Genomic DNA, 17,496 nt, shown 5'->3' with positions numbered 1-17,496 from the left:
GCTGGCCAAGTTACCGCTCGTGCTGGTCGGGTTGATCGTCCCGCTACTGCTGCTGGTGATCTGGCAGCTTGGCACGGCGGTTACCGGGTTTTTCGCCCCCAGCCAGTTACCGCCTCCCGGCGACGTGGTGTCGGCACTGGGCGGCCTGCTTCGGCACGGCGAACTGTGGATTCACCTGAAAGCCAGTGGTTCTCGGGTGTTGATCGGCTACTTGGCCGGCGCCGGGGTCGCGCTCGCGCTGGGCTCACTGGTCGGGCTGTCGGTCACGGTGCGCAGGCTGCTGGCGCCGACCCTCGCGGCGTTACGCACCGTACCGTCTTTGGCGTGGGTGCCGTTGCTGCTCTTATGGTTTGGCATCGACGAGACGCCGAAGATTCTGTTGGTGGGCATCGGCGCGTTTTTCCCGGTCTATACGACGACGGCATCGGCACTCGCCCACATCGACCCCCACCTGCTCGAGGTCGGACGAGCCTACGGACGGCACGGCGCCTCGCTGTTGACGACGGTGATGCTGCCTGCCGCCGCGCCCGAACTGGTCAACGGCCTGCGGCTGGGCCTGGCGAACGCGTGGCTTTTCGTGGTGGCGGCCGAGCTGATCGCGTCGTCGAAGGGACTCGGGTTCCTGCTCATCGATAGTCAAAACACCGGCCGCACCGACGTGATGCTGCTGGCCATCGTGCTGTTGGCCGGCTTGGGCAAGCTCACCGACGGGGTCCTGGGCGCTGTGGAGACCCGGATCGCGCGGCGACGCAGCTAGTCCGCGTCAGCAGACAAGCGGCGGTGAGCAACTGCCAGACGGTGATCGAGTACACGCTCCCGCGTTCCCACGCGCCGTCGGGCAGCAGGAACGTCGTCGTCGTCGCCGAATTGATCATCAGCATGGACAAGCACAACAGGCCAAGGCCCCCAATGGCTTTGGATGCCAGGCGATATCGGCGACGGCCGGCAAGCAGCCCGATGGCCCCGGGTCCCGTCAAGATGGCGGCGTTACCCCCGACGATCGCCAGCACGGCGCCGGCGACGTGCGCCGTGCCGCTGTGCACGGTCCCGATCACGACGTTGCCCACCGCATTCGCTGCGACGATGCCCAAAAAGACGCGCGTCCTTCGATTGTCGGGAGCCCCGACCATCACCGATGCCCCGAGAAGGAACAGGATGCCCTGCACGCAGAACGCCGCATGCATCAAGTACGCGCGGGGCGAGTAGATCGGATGGCCGTGCACCAGCGTGCCGCTGGGAAGCCCGAGATCGCTGATGTAGTTGCGTGCATAGCTGTAGGCCGGTTCGAAGGCCGCAGCGGCGACCGCCTCGAGGACCAGGTAGCTCACGGCGGCCACCACCCAAAGGGTTGCTCCTCGCGCACCGGCCAAATTGTGATGCTCCATTTGGTGGCCATGCTTTCACGTGGGGCCGGCTTACCCGCACAATAACGCGATGCGTGCAGTGCGGGACGTCGGGAAAAGCGCGGCGCAATCGTTGCGCCCGGCCGCGGGTGTGCGTTGCTGCCTGCTGACCGCCGCGCTGCTGGTCGCGCTCCTCGGATGCGGCGCGCCCAATCGCGGTGCACCGTCGTCGGGCGGTGTATTCGCGGGTCCGATCGAGATTGGCAACGGCCGGCACCTGTATCTCGAGTGCCACGGAAAGGGCGGACCCACAGTCATTTTGGAGTCCGGCTATCACAACTCATCGGATCCGTGGAGTCACTCCGATGCCGCCACGCCGGCGACGGGCCCGGCCGTGCTGCCGGCCCTGGCCGCCGACCACCGCGTGTGCGCCTACGACCGGCCCGGCACCCTGCGTTATCCCGATCCGCCCAGCATCACCGACCGCAGTTCGCCGGTCGCGATGCCACGCACCGCGCAGGACGCCGTCCAGGATCTGCATGCGTTACTCGCCGCCGCCCATCTTCCTGGTCCGTACGTCCTGGTCGGGCACTCGCTGGGCGGTCTGTTCATCCGGCTGTATGCCCAGACCTATCCCGACCAGGTGCGCGCGCTGGCGTTCGTCGATGCCTTTCCGGTCGAAATACCGGGCCTGCTGGGGGCGGACTGGCCGACCTATCGCGAGGCGTTGGACCAGCCGCTGCCTCAGTTTGCGAATGCGCCCTCGTTCGAGGAGATCGACATCGAGAAGAGTGTCGCCCAGGTCAACGCCGCCCCGGCTTTTCCGCCCGTTCCCACCGTCGTGCTGACCAGAACGGAACCGTTCGCGATTCCCGGCACCGTCTCGCCCGAGCAGGGCGCCAAGCTCGAGCAGGTGTGGCGAGATGCCTCGCTGGATCTCATCGCGTTGCGGCCGCAAACACCGCACCTGATCGCGACCGGCAGCGACCACTTCGTCCAGATCCACCAGCCCGATTTGGTGGTGGCCGGCGTGCGTCTGGCGATAAAGCGGTCGGAGCCGAACCGCTGACCCGTCACGGCGTGCGACGCGGCGCGGGTCAGCGCCGTCAAAAGAACGTTCCGGCGTGCGGCGCTTCGGGCACCGCGAACAGCTGATCGGCCACGTCGAGCGCGACTGGATCGTCAGCCCGGGCCAGCCCGGCGGCGGCGAGACTGCGCCAGCGCGTGCCGCCGAGCAGTGCGGCCCCCAGCCCCTCTATCCCCACGCGGACGTCGGCGCGGCGGGTCGTCGGTTCGGCGCCGTCGCCGGTGATCGTGAAGCTCGCTGAATTACTCGGCAGCAGTGGGTCGTTCACCGCGATGGTGACAACCCCGCCGCCGACGTAGGAGCGTGCCGCCAGCGCCTGCGGCGCATCGATGACCCTCAGCCACGTTTCGTCGTGTACCGCGGTGACCTTAGCCGCCCGGCGATCAGCGAACAGCCAGGGCAGCGCGTCGTCGATGGGTAGCATCCAAAACATCACTCGGTGAACGAGATCCAGGCCGAGCAGGAATCGCAGCAACCCCAGATAGGCGTCCGCGGTCGGTGCGAAGAAATCCTCGACCACGATGGCGCGCTGGTCGCTGACGAACCAATTCTCGGTGTTGACGGGCCGGTACCGGGCGAACCCCGACTCGGCGCCCGGTTCGCCATGAACAGCGACATACCAAGCGCCCGGCGAGGATTCGGTGCGACGCCGTGCGCTGTCCCACCACATCCGCGGGCGCGCGATGGTTCCGGGACGGGACGGCCGATGGGCGTCATAGACACGGGGCAAGATCTCCCAGACCTCGGCGGCGTCGAGCAACCGCACCGGACCGCCTGAGCCGACCTCGGGGCGAAACGCCGCCCGCGCGCTCGTAATCTGCACGCTCTGGGCGCAACTCGCCACCCCGTAGCCGTATCGCTCATAGATGGTGGCCTCCGACGCCCGCAACGACGCGACCACCTCACCGCGCTCGGCGATGTCGTGGAGCTGGTGACGGATCAGCTCGGTTGCGACGCCCCGTCGGGTGTGCGACGGCAGCACCCCGATATGTGTCACGGCGGCGTGGCTCACGGTGGCCCCGCCGGGAAGGGTCAGATTGCTCGTCACGGCGTCCGCGGTGCCGGCGAGTTCTCCGTCGATGAATGCGCCGATGGTGCGACCGGGGTCGAGCAGCTTGGTGATCTGGCCGGGCGGCAGGTTCGAGATGGGCGGCAGGCCCACCATCGCGGTGCGAAACAATCTCGCCGCGGCGACGAGGTCGTCCTCGGTGTCGAGAACCCGGATCTCGATGGTCATCCGGTCATCATGTCGCGCCGCCGCACGGGGTCACCCGATGGGTGTGATCCCCGCGTCGGAAATCGTGAACCCATGGCCCGAGGACACCGTGCAGGTAACACCGTCGGCCTTGGACGCGCAGCTGAATGGACCGACTGCGGCGCTCTGGCCGTAGGCCAGGACCGGCGTGCCGATCCCCGCGTTGCCCAGACACGAAACACCCGCGCAGTTCGTGACCGCGCCGGTCGCGGTCAGGCGCACGGATGCGGGCGGCTCGCGGGTCTGGCAATAGGCCTCGTCCGGGATGCCGGGATCCCGCTGGTAGTCGACCTCGCAACTGATGTTGCGCGACGGCGACAGGAAGGCGCACACCGACGCCGTGCAGGCCGGGTTGTCCGCGATCGCCCGGGGCGCCCCCACCCAACAGCCGACGGTGACGACTCCGAGTGCCGCGATGACCGCACGCTTCACATCAGCCCCTAACGGTGGGTGTGCCGCAGAAGCTATCAGACGCCGGGGACTTGCACCCCTGCTAACGGATGGGCAGGCCGGTCACCGCCCGCGATATCACCAACCGCTGGATCTCGCTGGTGCCCTCGAAGATCGTGAAGATCTTCGCGTCACGGTGCATGCGCTCCACGGGGTAGTCGCGGGTGTAGCCGTTGCCGCCCAGGATCTGGATGGCCTCGTCGGTGACGTAGACCGCCGCCTCACTCGCGACCAGCTTGGCCATCGAACCCTCGGCCGAGTCGAAGTTCTGGTTGTTGCGCGCCATCCAGCCGGCCCGCCACACCAGCAGGCGGGCCGCGTCGACACGGCTCTTCATGTCCGCGAGCTTGAACGCCACCGCCTGAAACTCACCGATTTTGCGGCCGAATTGCTCACGCTGGCAGGCGTATTCGAGCGCGTACTCGTAGGCGGCCCGTGCGACGCCGACGGCCATCGCTCCGACCGTGGGCCGGGTGCGCTCGAACGTCTTCATCGCCGCCTGGCCGCCCGTGGAGGCACCCGACTTGACCCGGGCGATCCGTGCCTCGAATTTCTCCCGGCCGCCGAGGATGGCGTCCTCGGCCAGGCGGACGTTGTCGAGGACCACCTCGGCGGTGTGCGACGCGCGGATCCCGTGCTTCTTGAACTTCTGGCCCTGCGCCAGACCTTTGGTGTCCGGCCCGATGACGAAGCTGGCCTGGCCGCGGGTACCGAGCTCCGGATAGACCGAGGCCACCACGATGTGCACGTTGGCAATGCCGCCGTTGGTGGCCCAGGTCTTGGTGCCGTTGAGCACCCACTCACCGGCCGCCTCGTCGTAGCGCGCCCGGGTGCGGATGCCGCCGACGTCAGAACCCGCGTCGGGCTCCGATGAGCAGAAGGCGCCCAGCTTGGGTTCGTCGGGCGTACCGAACATCTCGGGAAGCCAGCGTCCCAGTTGTTCGGGAGTCCCGTTGCCCGCCAACGCCGCTGCGGCCAGGCCGGTCCCCATGATGGACAGCGCGATGCCGGCGTCACCCCAGAACATCTCCTCGAACGCGGTCAGCATCCCCAGCCCGGTCTCTTCGGCGGCCTGCTGCGCGAAGAAGTCGGGGGAGTACAGGCCGACCTTTGCCGCCTCCTGGATCACCGGCCACGGAGTTTCCTCGCGTTCGTCCCATTCGGCCGCGGCCGGACGGATGACGTCGGCCGCGAACTTGTGCACCCAATCGCGCACCTCGATCACGTCGTCAGACAGTTGCATGGAGAATGTCACAGCTGTGCTCCTGAAATAGGTTGCTAATTAACGGTTTCTGTACTGGTCGAGGACGCTGACCGTCTGGTTGACCCATGCCTCGAAGTACCGTTCTTCATCGGTGTTGCCGGGCAGGCGACCGGTCAGCGCTTGCAGCGTCGCCGCGTAGGACAGCGACCCGATCGCGACGGCCGCGGCCGCTTCGGGATCGGGAATGCTGGTGCGGCCGGACCGATTCGACGCGGCCAGTTCGTCGGCGAAGCGTTGGTAGGCGTTGTCGGTGATCACCTGCCACGTCTTCTCATCGAGATCCCCGAGCTCGGCGGGTTCGCGCAGCATGACCTTGAGCAGATCCTCGCTCTGTTTGAGGTTGCTCCAGATCAGCTGCCCGGCGATGCGCACCGCCCGCTCAACGCTGCCCGGTTGCCCCGCGTCGTATTGCTCTCGCGCGGCCACGATGCTGTCGATCCGGTGTGCGACCGCCGCCTCGAGTAGCTCGCGCTTGGAGCCGAAGTGCTTGTAGAGCGCGCCCGAGCCGGGCGCCAGCCCGGACTCCCGCTGGATGTCGGCCACCGACGTCGCCGCGTAGCCCTTGGCGGCGAAGAGCCGCAGGGCCGCGGAGAGCAGCCGGTCGCGTGCCGAGGCGAGCATGGTGAGAGAGTACTCACTCACCCTGGTCAAGCCCAAATGGTCCCGGTTTTGGCACGTGAGGGAGGAGGTGGCACGGCGGCTAGCGTTAAATTCTTGCGAAACGCCACTGCGCCTGTGCGCGCCGGACCGGTACGGCTGTGAGGGTTGTATTCGGGTTGGTCGATAAGGACCGGCGGTCGTCCGAAGGAGCCTGACATTCGCGTCCTACCGCGTGTACAGCTGCCGATGCGTGTGCTGTCACTGCGCACCATCGTCATCGTCGCCGCCATATCGGTGATGACCCTGGTCGTCCTACTGGGCACCTGGGTATGGGTGGGCGTTACCAACGATCAGTACAGCCAGCTCGATCGGCGGCTCGATTCGGTCAGCAGCCTGGGCGACATCAGCAGCCTGCTCAACAACGCGGAGCACACGAGTCCGGACCGGCCCGCGCCGGACGGCAACCTGGTGCGGACCGCGCGCATCGGCGGGGTGACGGTGTCGGTGCCCAGCAGCATCGTGTTGCCCCAGCTTCCCGACGGCTACGCCAACACCACCATCAACGGGGTGCAGTACCGCGTCCGTACCTTCACCGCAGGCCCCGCCTCGATCGCGCTGGCCGCACCGTTGGCCGAGGCCCAGCATCGGATCAACGAATTGCACCTGCGGGTGCTATTGATCTGCGCCAGCGTGATCGGTGGCACCGTCGTCGTGGGCTGGGTGATCTCGCTGATCATGGTCAATCCGTTCCTCTTGCTGGCGCAGCAGGCCCGTGCGATCAATGCGCAATCCAGTCCCGACGAGGTCCAGGTGCGCGGCGTCCGTGAGGCCGTGGAGATCGCCGAAGCGGTAGAGGGAATGCTGGCCCGCATCGGCAAGGAGCAGCAGCGCACCAAGGCCGCGCTCGAGTCGGCCCGTGACTTCGCCGCGGTCGCCTCCCACGAGCTGCGCACGCCGCTGACCGCGATGCGCACCAACCTGGAGGTGCTGTCCACCCTGGACCTGCCGCCCGAGCAGCGCCACGAGGTGATCGGCGACGTCATCCGCACCCAGAGCCGCATCGAGGCCACCCTGACCGCGCTGGAGCGGTTGGCCCAGGGCGAACTGACCACAGTCGACGATTTCGTCCCGTTCGACATCACCGAGCTGTTGGATCGTGCCGCTCACGACGCGCTACGCGTCTACCCCGACGTTGAGGTGTCGCTGGTGCCCTCGCCGACGGTGCTGATGATCGGGCTGCCCACGGGTCTGCGACTGGTCATCGACAACGCCATCGCCAACGCCGTCAAGCACGGCAACGCCGGCAAGATCCTGCTCACCGTCGGCAGCTCCGGTGAGGGTGTGGAGATCGCGATCGACGACGATGGCGCCGGGGTCCCGGAATCCGAACGCGCGACGGTCTTCGAACGCTTCGCCCGCGGTTCGACGGCCTCACGGTCGGGATCGGGATTAGGCCTGGCGCTGGTCGCCCAGCAGGCCGAATTACACGGGGGCACAGCGGCATTGCAGACCAGCCCGCTCGGCGGCACCCGGCTGCTGTTGCGGCTGGCCGGCGATGGGCGTGGCCCGGCGTAACGGCTCGCCGCCGAGGCCGGGCCCACCGCCGTGCGCACCACGCGCCCGATATTGGACAATGAGCCATGCTCGGCCACCTCGGCATCGACGTGCCCGATTTGTCAGCCGCAAAACGGTATTACGACGCGCTGATGCCCCTTGTCGACTTTGAGCCGTTCTTTCATGCCGACGACGAGTTTTCCTATCGGCCTGCTGAAAAGAAGCCGGGCACCTACTTGTTCTTCTATCCGGCGATTGAGCCGCATGAGTACTCGTCGCAGCAAGCCGGGCTGCAGCATCTGGCATTCATTGTGCGGCGGAGGTCGTCGGTGCGCGCCGTGCACGATCACGTCGTCCGGATCGGAGGCACCGTCATCCACCCCCCGCACCATTTCCCGCAATATCCCGGCCATTATTACGCCACCTTTTGGTACGACCCGTTCGGCATCAAACTCGAAGCCGTATGCCATCACGACCGGGACTAGATAAACGGTCATGACGCGGTGCGCATCAGGTAACCGCGGTGCATTTGTGACTGTCGGGTCTTGAGTGGCGACTGAGGTTATCGACGACTCCCTCTGGGAATGCAATGCTTTCGCGTGTGGGCCAGCTTTACTTAACTGAATTCCGGGCCTTAAGCGCGACCGAAACCGTAGTGAATACAAGATCAGCGAAACCGCATTACACTGAGGCCCCAAGCACGTGGATTTGGGTTGAGCGTTCGGAGGGAATCATGGTTGTGTCAGTGGGGCCAGAAACGGTTCTGGCATCGGCGAGCGCCGAGTCGGCGATCAGCGCGGAGACCCAGGCGGCGGCTTCTGCGGCCGCACCCGTCCTGCTGGGTGTGCTGCCCATGGGCGGCGACCCCGACTCGGCCATGTTCGCCGCGGCGCTGAACGCCTGCGGCGGTAGCTACCTGGGCGTAGTGTCCGAGCACGCCGCCCAGCGAGGCCTGTTCGCCGGCACGCAGAGCATCGCCTCCAGCACATACGTCGTCACCGAGCTGATGCGAAGCCTGACGATGGCCATCGGGGCTTAGGACCTAGCGACCTAAAAGGGGGAAGTACGCATGGCCGATCCGGGGTGGGCTGCGCGTACGCCTGAGGAAAACGACCTGCTGCTCAAGGCGGGGGCCGGTGTCATCACTCATCTGGCGAACCAGGCCGCCTGGACCGCCTTGGCGGCCACCCATCACGGCTCCAGCATCGCCTCAACGATCAACACCGTCGCGACGTCGGCGAGCTGGACGGGCTCGGGTTCGTTGGCCTCGGCGGCAAACGCGACCGCACTGAACGCGTCGCTGCACGGGTTGGCCGGCTGGGTCGATGTCAAGCCGGCGGTGGTCTCGACCGCGGTCTCGGCGTATCAAATGGCCTATGGCTCAATGCGTCCCGCGCCCGAGTGTATCGGGAACCGCACCGAGACCGCCGCCGATTATGGCATCAACCCGCTGGTCCTCGGCGCGCTGACGCCACGCATCACGTCACTGGAGCTCGAGTACTTCGGGTCGATGTGGCCGAACAACTCCGCGGTCGGCGCCAGCTACGGAACGATCCTGACGGCGTTGGCGCAAAGCCTGACGATCCCCCCGCCGATAGCGACCATGGGTGCGTCGCCGGCGGCGCCCGCGCAGGCTGCGGCGGCGATCGGCGAGTCGGCGGCCGACGAAGGGGCCGGTGACGGGATGCGCGCCGCCATGCAGGGCGCGCAGGCGGGGACGCAGGGAGCCGGCCAGGCGGCCTCGGGAGGACAGGACTTCATGAGCCAGGCCGGCTCGTTCATGCAGCCCGCACAGCAACTGATGGGGGCGGTCCCGCAGGTGATGCAGGCCCCCATGCAGATGATGCAGGCTCCGATGCAGATGATGCAGCCGCTGATGGGCATGTTCGCCAATCCGGGCGCCATGGGCATGGGCGGGGCGACGCCGGCCGTCTCGGCGGTCTCGGCCACCACCGGGCTTTCCGCAGCGGAGGCCGGGGCAGGCGGGGGCGCGTCGCTCGGCGGCGCGGGCATGCCCGCAACCAGTTTCACCCGTCCGGTCAGCGCCTTCGAGCCCGCCACCGGTGGCCGGCCGGTGGGGCTGCGGCCGGCCGGGGCGTTAGGCGCCGAGGCCATGCGACCGCAGACCACGACGATGGGCGGTGCCCCGATGGGCGGAATGCCCGTGGGGCACGGGGCGGGAGGCGACCGTGGCTCCCGTGACAAAGCCGACCAGCCCGCGACCGTGCGGGTCGTCGACGCTCGAGTGTGAAGCCACTGGTGAAAGGTGAATCGACAGGTCCAAATAGCCGCCATACACTTCGCTTCATGCCCTCACGGGGGGCGGCCCACCGGAGAAGGAGAATTCCGTGACAATCAAAGTAACACCGCAAATGCTTCGCGACGCTTCTAACGCTATCCAGGCAAATATGGAGCACGCGATCGGGATCGGCCAGGGATACGTCGCGAATCAGGAAAACGTGATGAATCCGTCCACCTGGTCCGGCTCGGCCGTGACCGCGTCGCACGCGACGGCCATCGAGGTTCAAAACGACTTGAATAAAGTCTTGACCGGCGGCACACGGCTTGCCGAAGGCCTTACGAAGGCGGCGGCACTGATGGAAGGCCACGAGGCGGATTCTTCGCACGCCTTCACCGCGCTATTCGGCGGCCACGGCTCCTAACCCCCCACTCACCCGCAATTCCATTAATGGTCTTTTGAAAGGAACTTCATAATGTCCGACCCGATCACTTATAACCCGGGGGCTGTAGCCGACTTCGCCACCGACGTCGCCTCCCGCGCCGGCCAGTTGCAGTCGATTTTCGACGACACCTCCAACCGCACGCACGCCCTGCAGGAATTCTTCGCCGGCCACGGCGCATCGGGCTTCTTCGAGGCGCAGGCGCAGATGCTGTCCGGGCTGCAGGGTCTCATCGACACCATCCGCCAGCACGGGGTGACCACCTCCCACGTGCTGGACAATGCGCTGAGCACGGACCAGCACATCGCCGGTCTGTTCTGAGTCCGCTCAAGCACACCAAGGCAAGCGAGGGTGGGGCAGATGCGCCGAGCGTATGTGCCCCACCTTTGGTCTCTCATTCACCGTTCGGGGGCCCACTGAGTGAGGTCGAGGCGACATGCTGACAACGACGGTCGATGGCTTATGGGTGTTGCAGGCGGTCACCGGGGTGGAGCAAACCTGCCCTGAGCTGGGACTGCGGCCGATGCTGCCGCGACTGGACACCCCGGAGCGCGCGAGGAGCCATCCGGCCGCCGCCGAGTTGGTGGCCGCCGGTGCGCTCGATGAGGCCGGCAACGTCGACCCGATGATCCGCGAGTGGCTGACGGTCCTGTTGCGGCGAGACCTGGGGCTCCTGGTGATGATGGGGGTTCCCGGTCGCGAGCCGTCCCGTGCCTCGATTTGCCGTTTCGCGACGTGGTGGGTGGTGTTGGAACGCCACGGCGACATGGTGCGGTTGTATCCCGCCGGCACGGCCGGCAACGAGGCGTCGGCGAGCGACCTCCTGGTCGGTCAGATCGAGCGGCTGTGCGGCGTGGCCGAGGCGGCGCCGCTGAAGCCGGTGACGCTGGATACCGAGCAATTGCTGAACTCGGTGCGCGACACCGCAAGCCTGCGCTCGTTCCTGCTCGAACAGCGCCTCGACGCCGACCAGTTGCAGATGGTCCTGACGGCCGCCGATCCCGCACGGTCTGCGCACGCGAACATCGTCGGGCTGCAGGCCGGTGTCGGACCGGACGAATTGGCGCGGGTCGCCGTCGGCGATTCGACGGTGTCGATCGTCGACACCCCCGGCGGCCGGATCTGCATCGAGAGCGTCACCTCCGGGCAGCGTCAGTACCAGATCCTCTCGCCCGGCTCGCGCACGGACATCGGCGGAGCGATTCAACGGCTCATCCGCCGGCTGCCCGCCGGCGACGAGTGGCACTCGTATCGGCGAGTGGTGTGAGGTTGTGCGCGAAGCGTACCGATGAAACTAACTTAGATAACCAAAGTCTTGGAATAGCAACGCCTGTCGTACTTGAAAGGTTTCTGAACGGGTAAACGCGGTATCGCCAACCGTGTTAGCATCTCGTCGTGACGAGCCCTTGGAATGACCCGAATATGTCGGACGAAGGAGCGCTCAGACGGGGGGATCCGTCGGTGGGCAGCAACTTCCCGGATTCGGTATCCGATACGATGCGTATTACCGATCTGGCCGCGCCGCGAAAAATTCCACCGGGGTCCGGCTGGCGGAAATTCATTTACTCCATCTCGTTTCACAAAATAAATCTCGGTGAGTCGCCCCGTGAGCGCCACTACCGGGATTTGCAGAATCGCATCCGCCGGCATATTCGGCGGCAATACGTCATCACAGTCGTCTCCGGCAAGGGCGGCGTTGGCGTCACGACCCTCGTCGCCTGCCTCGGGGGTGTGTTCCGCGAATGCCGTCCGCAGAACGTTATTGCGATCGATGCCGTCCCAGGCTTCGGGACTCTGGCCGACCGCATCGACGAATCCCCGCCCGGGGACTACACCGCCATCATCAACGACACCGATGTGCAGGGCTACGCGGATATTCGAGAACATCTGGGCCAGAACGTCATTGGTCTTGATGTCTTGGCCGGAAACCGGACCTCCGACCAGCCCAGACCGTTGGTGCCCGCGATGTTTTCCGGGGTGCTGTCGCGGCTGCGGCGCACCCACACGGTGATGATCGTCGACACCTCTCCGGACCTCGAACACGAAGTGATGAAGCCGGTGTTGGAGAACACCGACACCCTGGTGTTCGTCTCCGGCATCACCGCGGACCGGTCGCGGCCGGTGCTGCGGGCGGTGGATTACCTGCGGTCGCAGGGTTACCACGAATTGGTCTCGCGCAGCACCGTTATTGTCAATCACACCGACCAGATCACCGACAAGGATGCGTTGGCTTACCTGACCGAGCGGTTCACCAAGGTCGGGGCGACCGTCGAAGTGCTGCCGTTTGATCCGCACCTCGCCAAAGGTGGCATCATCGACACGGTTCACGAGCTGAATAAGAAGTCGCGATTGCGCCTCTTCGAAATCACCGCCGGGTTGGCGGACAAATACATTCCTGACGCCGAGCGGTCGGTGCCGTGACAACGCCGCATAAGGTCGCCTTCCCGGCACGTTGTGCGGTCAACATTTCTTACGAGAAGCACCTGTGTTCGCAGGTATTCCCCGCCGGAATTCCGATGGAGGGATTCTTCGAGGGAATGGTCGAGTTGTTCGATGCCGACCTGAAGCGCAAAGGCTTTGACGGCATCGCACTGCCCGCCGGCAGCTACGAACTCCACAAGATCAACGGCGTTCGGCTCGATATCAACAAAAGCCTCGACGAGCTGGGCGTCCAGGACGGCGACACCCTGGTGCTGGTGCCCCGGGTCGACGGTGAGTCGTTCGAACCGCAATACGAGTCGCTGTCAACGGGGTTGGCGGCCATGGGCAAGTGGCTGGGCCGCGACGGTGGCGATCGGATGTTTGCGCCGGTGACACCATTGACGGCCGCGCACACCGCGCTCGCGGTGATCGCGATGGCCGTCGGGGTCGTGGTGGCCCTGACCCTGCGGGCACGGACCTTCACCGACGGCCCCATTCCGGCGGCGGTGTCGGGCGCCGTCGGCGCCCTGCTGCTGGTCGCGACGCTGGTGGTGCGGAGCGGATGGCGCGAGCGGCGCGACCTGTTCAGCGGGTTCGCCTGGCTGGCGGTGTTGTCGCTCGCTGCCGCCGGTGCCTGCGCGCCCCCCGGTGTACTGGGTGCGGCGCATGGGCTCATCGGCGCCGTCGTGGTGATCCTGGGCGCCATCGCCATCGGGGTGACCGCGCGAAACCGTTGGCAGACAGCCGTGGTCACCGCGGTGGTGACCGTCTCCGGGATCCTGGCCGCCGTCGCCGCAATCCGCATGTTTCGGCCGGCTTCGGCCCAGGTGCTGGCGGTCTGCGTGTTGGTCGGATTGCTCGTCCTGGTCCGGATGGCCCCCCTGATCGCGTTATGGGTGGCGCGGGTCAGACCGCCGCATTTCGGATCGATCACCGGCCGTGATCTGTTCGCGCGGCGTGAGGGAATGCCCGTCGACACGGTGTCTCCGGTCAGCGAGGACGAATCCGAGGACGAAGACAACGAATTGACCGACATCACCGCCCGCGGCGCCGCGATCGCCGCCTCGGCCCGCTTGGTCAACGCGGTTCAGGTAGGCCTGTGCGTCGGGGTGTCGATCGTGCTGCCCGCCGCGGTGTGGGGAGTGTTGACGCCGGGACGCCAGTGGGCGTGGCTGGCGCTGGTGGTCGCCGGGCTCGTGGTGGGCATCTTCCTCACCCAGGGCCGCGGGTTCGCGGCCAAATATCAGGCCATCGCGCTCGTGTGCGGGGCATCCGGCGCGGTATGCGCGGGGGTGGTCAAATACGCCGTCGCCGCGCCGAAAGACGCCATCACCGGGCTGATGTGGCCCGTGGTGGCGGTGACGACCTTCGCCGCGTTGGGTTTGGCCGCAGCACTTTTGGTGCCGGCCATGAGGTTTCGGCCATTCATCCGGTTGACCGTGGAATGGGTGGAAGTGCTCGCGTTCATCGTCTTGTTGCCGGCGGCGGCGGCCTTGGGAGGGCTCTTCACGTGGATTCGCCACTGAGAAGGGCCGCGGCGGTGACCGCCGCCGTCGCCCTGGTCGCGCTATCAGCCAACATCCCTGCCGCACTTGCCATCACACCACCCACCGTGGATCCGGGAATGGTGCCGCCGGACGGGCCGCCACGACCCGACCAGCCGATGCGCCGCGCCAACAGCTGCTCGACCCCGATCACCGTGAGAAACCCCGATGTCGCGCAGATGGCGCCGGGTTTCAACCTGCTGAACATCACCAAGGCGTGGCAATACAGCACCGGCAACGGCGTGCCCGTGGCGGTCATCGACACCGGGGTCTCGCCGAACCCGCGGCTACCCGTGGTGCCCGGTGGGGATTACATCATGGGCGAGGACGGCCTGTCGGATTGCGACGCCCACGGCACGATCGTCAGCTCGATCATCGGCGCTGCGCCGCAAGGGATTTTGCCGATGCCGCGGCCGATGCCCGCTACTCCGGCGTTCCCTCCGCCGGCCGGTCCGCCGCCGGTCGCCGGGGCTGCGCCCCCGCCGGTCGAAGTTCCACCGCCGGTGGCTCCCCCGCCTCCGCCGCCGCCGGTGACCATCACCCAGGTCCTGCCGCCGCCACCGCCGCCCCCGCCCCCGCCGCCGCCGGAAGGTGGGGGCGCCACGGCCGCGTCGAACGGGCCGGCGGATCCGCAGACCGAGGACGAACCCGCCGTGCCGCCGCTTCCCCCCGGAGTGCCCGATGGGGTGGTGGGGGTCGCCCCGCACGCGACCATCATCTCTATCCGGCAGTCGTCACGAGCCTTCGAGCCGGTCAACCCGCCGCCGGGAGATCCCTACTCCGATGAGAAGGTGAAGGCAGGGACGCTGAATTCGGTTGCGCGCGCGGTGGTTCACGCCGCGAACATGGGGGCGAAGGTGATCAACATTTCGGTCACCTCGTGCCTGCCCGCCGCGTCGCCGGCCGATCAGCGAGCGCTGGGGGCGGCGCTGTGGTACGCGTCCACCGCGAAGGACGCGGTGGTCGTCGCGGCCGCGGGTAACGATGGCGAGGCCGGGTGTAACAACAACCCGACCTATGACCCGTTGGACCCGTCGGATCCTCGGGACTGGCATCAGGTCAAGATCGTCTCGGCGCCCTCGTGGTTTTCCGATTACGTCCTGTCGGTGGGTGCCGTCGACGCCAGCGGCGCCCCGCTCGACAAGAGCATGTCGGGACCGTGGGTTGGTGTGGCCGCGCCGGGCACCCACATCATGGGCCTGTCGCCCCAGGGCGGCGGCCCGGTCAACGCCTACCCGCCGTCGCGGCCGGGCGAGAAGAACATGCCGTTCTGGGGAACCAGTTTTTCGGCGGCCTACGTCAGCGGCGTCGCGGCGTTGGTGCGGGCGAAATTCCCGGATCTCAGCGCGCATCAGGTGATCAACCGGATCGTGCAGTCAGCGCACAATCCGCCTGCGGGCGTTGACAACAAGGTCGGGTACGGGTTGGTCGACCCGGTCGCAGCGCTGACGTTCAACATCCCACCGGGCGACCGGATGCCCCCCGGCGCGCAGAGCCGGGTCATCACCCCGGCCCCGCCGCCCCCGCCGCCCGACCACCGGGCACGCAACATCGCCATCGGATTCCTGGGGATCGTGGCCGCCGGTGTGCTCGTGTCCGCGATCGCGGCCCGATTGCGGAGGGCTCGATGAGGCCCGACCTCACCGGGTTCACCCGCGGCAGCAACCGTCGGGTGGTCGGCGTCTGGGTCGTGTGCCTCCTCGCACTGGTCAGCTGGCTCGTGGGCGGGTACATCGGCGCGGCCGTCGCCGTGGTGGTGGGGATCGCGCTGGTCTTCGTGCGCTGGTGGGGCCAGCCGGCGTGGTCGTGGGCCGTTTTGTGGCGGCGCGGCCGGCGCCCGATCGACTGGACCGCCCCGATCACCGTGGCCAACAACCGATCCGGGGGCGGTGTCCGCGTGCAAGACGGCGTCGCCGTGGTCGCGGTGCAGTTGCTCGGCCGGGGACACCGCGCGACCATGGTGACCGGTTCGGTGACCGTCGAGACCGAAAACGTGCTCGACATCGTCGAATTGGTGCCGATGCTGCACCAGGCCCTGGGCCTGCAGCTCGATTCGATCAGCGTGGTCACCATCGGGTCACGGCACGGCACCATCGGGGACTTTCCCCGGGTGTACGACTCGGAGATTGGAACGCCGCCCTATGCGGGCAGGCGTGAGACGTGGCTGATCATGCGGTTGGCGGTGATCGACAACGCCCAAGCCCTGTTCTGGCGCACGACCGTTGGCGCGGCAGCTATTTCGGTCGCACAACGCATCGCGGGATTGTTGCGCTGCCAAGGACTGCGGGCAAAGGTGGCCACCGCCACCGACCTTGTCGAGGTCGACCGCCGGCTCGGGTGGGACGCGGTGTCGGGAAGCGCGCAGAGATGGAAAGCCATCCGCGGAGAAGCGGGTTGGATGACCACCTACGCGTACCCGGCCGAGGCGATCACGTCGCGCAACCTCTCGCAGGCGTGGACGTTGCGCGCCGACGAGGTCATTCAGAACGTGACGGTCTACCCGAACGCCGAATGTACCGCGACCATCACCGTGCGCACCCCGACGCCCGCGCCGACCCCGCCCAGCGTGATCCTGCGCCGGCTCAACGGCGAGCAGGCGGCCGCGGCGGCCGCGAACATGTGCGGTCCGCTTCCGCACCTGCGGGGCATTCGGCGCAGCCCGCTGCCGCCAGAACTGATCACCGAGATCGGGCCTTCGGGTGTGTTGATCGGCAAACTCAGCAACGGCGACCGGCTGCTGATGCCGGTCACCGATGCCGGTGAGTTGTCGCGCGTGTTCGTCGCGGCGGACGACCCGATAGCCAAGCGGATCGTGATCCGCACCGCAGGTGCCGGCGAACGGGTCTGCGTGCACACCCGTGACATGTCACGCTGGGTCAGCGTCCGGATGCCGGAGATCAGCGTCCTGAGCAGCTCGCGTCCCGCACCACGGACCACCGTGAGCGTGGTCGAGTACGTTGCGCGACGGGGCAACAGCTTCGGGGCCGCCGAAAGCGGAGGTGTCGAGGCCGCGATCTCGCCCACTCCGCGCCCGGCCACGGTGATCACCGTCGCACCCGCGGGGGCCCGGCTCTCCGAGGGACAACGGCACGGCTTCGAGGTGATCATCGAGCAGATCGGCCCGTCAGTGGTGAATGTCAGTGCAGCAGGAGAGAATTGGCTTGTCGAGATGGACATGTTCCGTGCCGAGAACCGCTACGTCAGTCTTGAGCCGGTAAGCATGTCGGTGGGCACCTAGCAGGTCGGTAGAGCGAGTTTGAGGCACAGTGTGATGAGCGCACGTAGCGGTTGCGGCGA

The 17,496-nt window shown here is 67.1% G+C and carries 18 protein-coding genes; 13 read left to right on the top strand and 5 right to left on the bottom strand.

All coding sequences use genetic code 11. The features are described 5' to 3' along the window. Window positions 1–55 precede the first annotated feature (55 nt). Window positions 56–757 carry an ABC transporter permease gene (locus ACZYVJ_RS14245; RefSeq protein ID WP_463832992.1) on the top strand — a complete coding sequence of 234 codons (702 nt, stop codon included), beginning with the start codon at window positions 56–58 and terminating at the stop codon, window positions 755–757. On the opposite strand, the gene ACZYVJ_RS14240 is transcribed toward ACZYVJ_RS14245, so the two are convergent. Continuing rightward, complete coding sequence (locus ACZYVJ_RS14240) at window positions 702–1,340, bottom strand: DUF998 domain-containing protein (protein WP_463831595.1); 639 nt, start codon at window positions 1,338–1,340, stop codon at window positions 702–704. The two genes, ACZYVJ_RS14245 and ACZYVJ_RS14240, sit on opposite strands and share 56 nt — an antisense overlap. A gap of 94 nt (window positions 1,341–1,434) precedes the next feature. Between ACZYVJ_RS14240 and ACZYVJ_RS14235 the strand changes: the two genes are divergently transcribed. After that, window positions 1,435–2,412, top strand: coding sequence for an alpha/beta fold hydrolase (locus tag ACZYVJ_RS14235; protein ID WP_463831594.1), 978 nt, complete (start codon window positions 1,435–1,437; stop codon window positions 2,410–2,412). Window positions 2,413–2,449: 37 nt separating this feature from the next. On the opposite strand, the gene ACZYVJ_RS14230 is transcribed toward ACZYVJ_RS14235, so the two are convergent. The 4 genes from ACZYVJ_RS14230 to ACZYVJ_RS14215 all read right to left on the bottom strand — a co-directional run bounded on the left by ACZYVJ_RS14230 (window position 2,450) and on the right by ACZYVJ_RS14215 (window position 6,020). Beyond that, the gene (locus ACZYVJ_RS14230) at window positions 2,450–3,667 is read right to left on the bottom strand and encodes a GNAT family N-acetyltransferase (RefSeq protein ID WP_463831593.1); all 1,218 of its coding nucleotides are present in this window, start codon (window positions 3,665–3,667) and stop codon (window positions 2,450–2,452) included. Between the two features lie 30 nt (window positions 3,668–3,697). Continuing rightward, window positions 3,698–4,117, bottom strand: coding sequence for a DUF6636 domain-containing protein (locus ACZYVJ_RS14225; RefSeq protein WP_463831592.1), 420 nt, complete (start codon window positions 4,115–4,117; stop codon window positions 3,698–3,700). 61 nt (window positions 4,118–4,178) lie between these two features. Beyond that, window positions 4,179–5,390, bottom strand: a complete 1,212-nt coding sequence (locus tag ACZYVJ_RS14220) for an acyl-CoA dehydrogenase family protein (RefSeq protein ID WP_463831590.1) — start codon at window positions 5,388–5,390, stop codon at window positions 4,179–4,181. Window positions 5,391–5,417: 27 nt separating this feature from the next. After that, window positions 5,418–6,020, bottom strand: coding sequence for a TetR/AcrR family transcriptional regulator (locus ACZYVJ_RS14215; protein ID WP_463831588.1), 603 nt, complete (start codon window positions 6,018–6,020; stop codon window positions 5,418–5,420). Window positions 6,021–6,245: 225 nt separating this feature from the next. Between ACZYVJ_RS14215 and ACZYVJ_RS14210 the strand changes: the two genes are divergently transcribed. The 11 genes from ACZYVJ_RS14210 (at window position 6,246) to eccE (ending at window position 17,437) form a co-directional block, all read left to right on the top strand. Continuing rightward, a complete protein-coding gene (locus ACZYVJ_RS14210) occupies window positions 6,246–7,574 on the top strand; it encodes a sensor histidine kinase (RefSeq protein WP_463831587.1) in 1,329 nt (442 codons plus the stop codon). A gap of 65 nt (window positions 7,575–7,639) precedes the next feature. Next, window positions 7,640–8,038, top strand: a complete 399-nt coding sequence (locus tag ACZYVJ_RS14205; protein ID WP_463831585.1) for a VOC family protein — start codon at window positions 7,640–7,642, stop codon at window positions 8,036–8,038. 248 nt (window positions 8,039–8,286) lie between these two features. Continuing rightward, the gene (locus ACZYVJ_RS14200) at window positions 8,287–8,592 is read left to right on the top strand and encodes a PE domain-containing protein (RefSeq protein WP_463831583.1); all 306 of its coding nucleotides are present in this window, start codon (window positions 8,287–8,289) and stop codon (window positions 8,590–8,592) included. 30 nt (window positions 8,593–8,622) lie between these two features. Continuing rightward, a complete protein-coding gene (locus ACZYVJ_RS14195) occupies window positions 8,623–9,804 on the top strand; it encodes a PPE domain-containing protein (RefSeq protein WP_463831582.1) in 1,182 nt (393 codons plus the stop codon). Between the two features lie 97 nt (window positions 9,805–9,901). After that, window positions 9,902–10,216 carry a WXG100 family type VII secretion target gene (locus ACZYVJ_RS14190; RefSeq protein WP_064878596.1) on the top strand — a complete coding sequence of 105 codons (315 nt, stop codon included), beginning with the start codon at window positions 9,902–9,904 and terminating at the stop codon, window positions 10,214–10,216. 51 nt (window positions 10,217–10,267) lie between these two features. After that, window positions 10,268–10,555 (top strand): WXG100 family type VII secretion target, encoded by a 288-nt coding sequence (locus ACZYVJ_RS14185; protein WP_007771836.1) that lies wholly within the window; start codon window positions 10,268–10,270, stop codon window positions 10,553–10,555. A 115-nt stretch (window positions 10,556–10,670) separates the two neighbouring features. Beyond that, a complete protein-coding gene (locus ACZYVJ_RS14180; protein ID WP_463831581.1) occupies window positions 10,671–11,501 on the top strand; it encodes an ESX secretion-associated protein EspG in 831 nt (276 codons plus the stop codon). A 128-nt stretch (window positions 11,502–11,629) separates the two neighbouring features. Further along, on the top strand, window positions 11,630–12,655 hold the full coding sequence (locus tag ACZYVJ_RS14175; protein WP_463831580.1) for a MinD/ParA family ATP-binding protein: 1,026 nt from the start codon (window positions 11,630–11,632) through the stop codon (window positions 12,653–12,655). Then, complete coding sequence (gene eccD / locus ACZYVJ_RS14170) at window positions 12,652–14,181, top strand: type VII secretion integral membrane protein EccD (protein WP_463831579.1); 1,530 nt, start codon at window positions 12,652–12,654, stop codon at window positions 14,179–14,181. Before ACZYVJ_RS14175 ends, eccD begins: the two co-directional genes overlap by 4 nt. Beyond that, window positions 14,166–15,830, top strand: a complete 1,665-nt coding sequence (gene mycP / locus ACZYVJ_RS14165) for a type VII secretion-associated serine protease mycosin (RefSeq protein ID WP_463831578.1) — start codon at window positions 14,166–14,168, stop codon at window positions 15,828–15,830. Before eccD ends, mycP begins: the two co-directional genes overlap by 16 nt. Then, on the top strand, window positions 15,827–17,437 hold the full coding sequence (gene eccE, locus ACZYVJ_RS14160) for a type VII secretion protein EccE (RefSeq protein ID WP_463831576.1): 1,611 nt from the start codon (window positions 15,827–15,829) through the stop codon (window positions 17,435–17,437). Before mycP ends, eccE begins: the two co-directional genes overlap by 4 nt. Window positions 17,438–17,496: the final 59 nt, after the last annotated feature.

This window comes from Mycobacterium sp. IDUB_3, from assembly GCF_055419585.1.
Note: the sequence above shows the minus strand (reverse complement) of the source record. Positions and strands in the feature narration are given on the sequence as shown.

Bases quoted from the DNA above. Each gene is read 5' to 3' on its own strand.
- ACZYVJ_RS14205 (WP_463831585.1), top strand. From the start codon at position 7,640: ATGCTCGGCCACCTCGGCATCGACGTGCCCGATTTGTCAGCCGCAAAA.
- ACZYVJ_RS14235 (WP_463831594.1), top strand. From the start codon at position 1,435: ATGCGTGCAGTGCGGGACGTCGGGAAAAGCGCGGCGCAATCGTTGCGC.
- ACZYVJ_RS14215 (WP_463831588.1), bottom strand. From the start codon at position 6,020: ATGCTCGCCTCGGCACGCGACCGGCTGCTCTCCGCGGCCCTGCGGCTC.
- ACZYVJ_RS14230 (WP_463831593.1), bottom strand. From the start codon at position 3,667: ATGACCATCGAGATCCGGGTTCTCGACACCGAGGACGACCTCGTCGCC.
- ACZYVJ_RS14180 (WP_463831581.1), top strand. From the start codon at position 10,671: ATGCTGACAACGACGGTCGATGGCTTATGGGTGTTGCAGGCGGTCACC.
- ACZYVJ_RS14185 (WP_007771836.1), top strand. From the start codon at position 10,268: ATGTCCGACCCGATCACTTATAACCCGGGGGCTGTAGCCGACTTCGCC.
- eccE (WP_463831576.1), top strand. From the start codon at position 15,827: ATGAGGCCCGACCTCACCGGGTTCACCCGCGGCAGCAACCGTCGGGTG.
- ACZYVJ_RS14200 (WP_463831583.1), top strand. From the start codon at position 8,287: ATGGTTGTGTCAGTGGGGCCAGAAACGGTTCTGGCATCGGCGAGCGCC.
- ACZYVJ_RS14210 (WP_463831587.1), top strand. From the start codon at position 6,246: ATGCGTGTGCTGTCACTGCGCACCATCGTCATCGTCGCCGCCATATCG.
- ACZYVJ_RS14195 (WP_463831582.1), top strand. From the start codon at position 8,623: ATGGCCGATCCGGGGTGGGCTGCGCGTACGCCTGAGGAAAACGACCTG.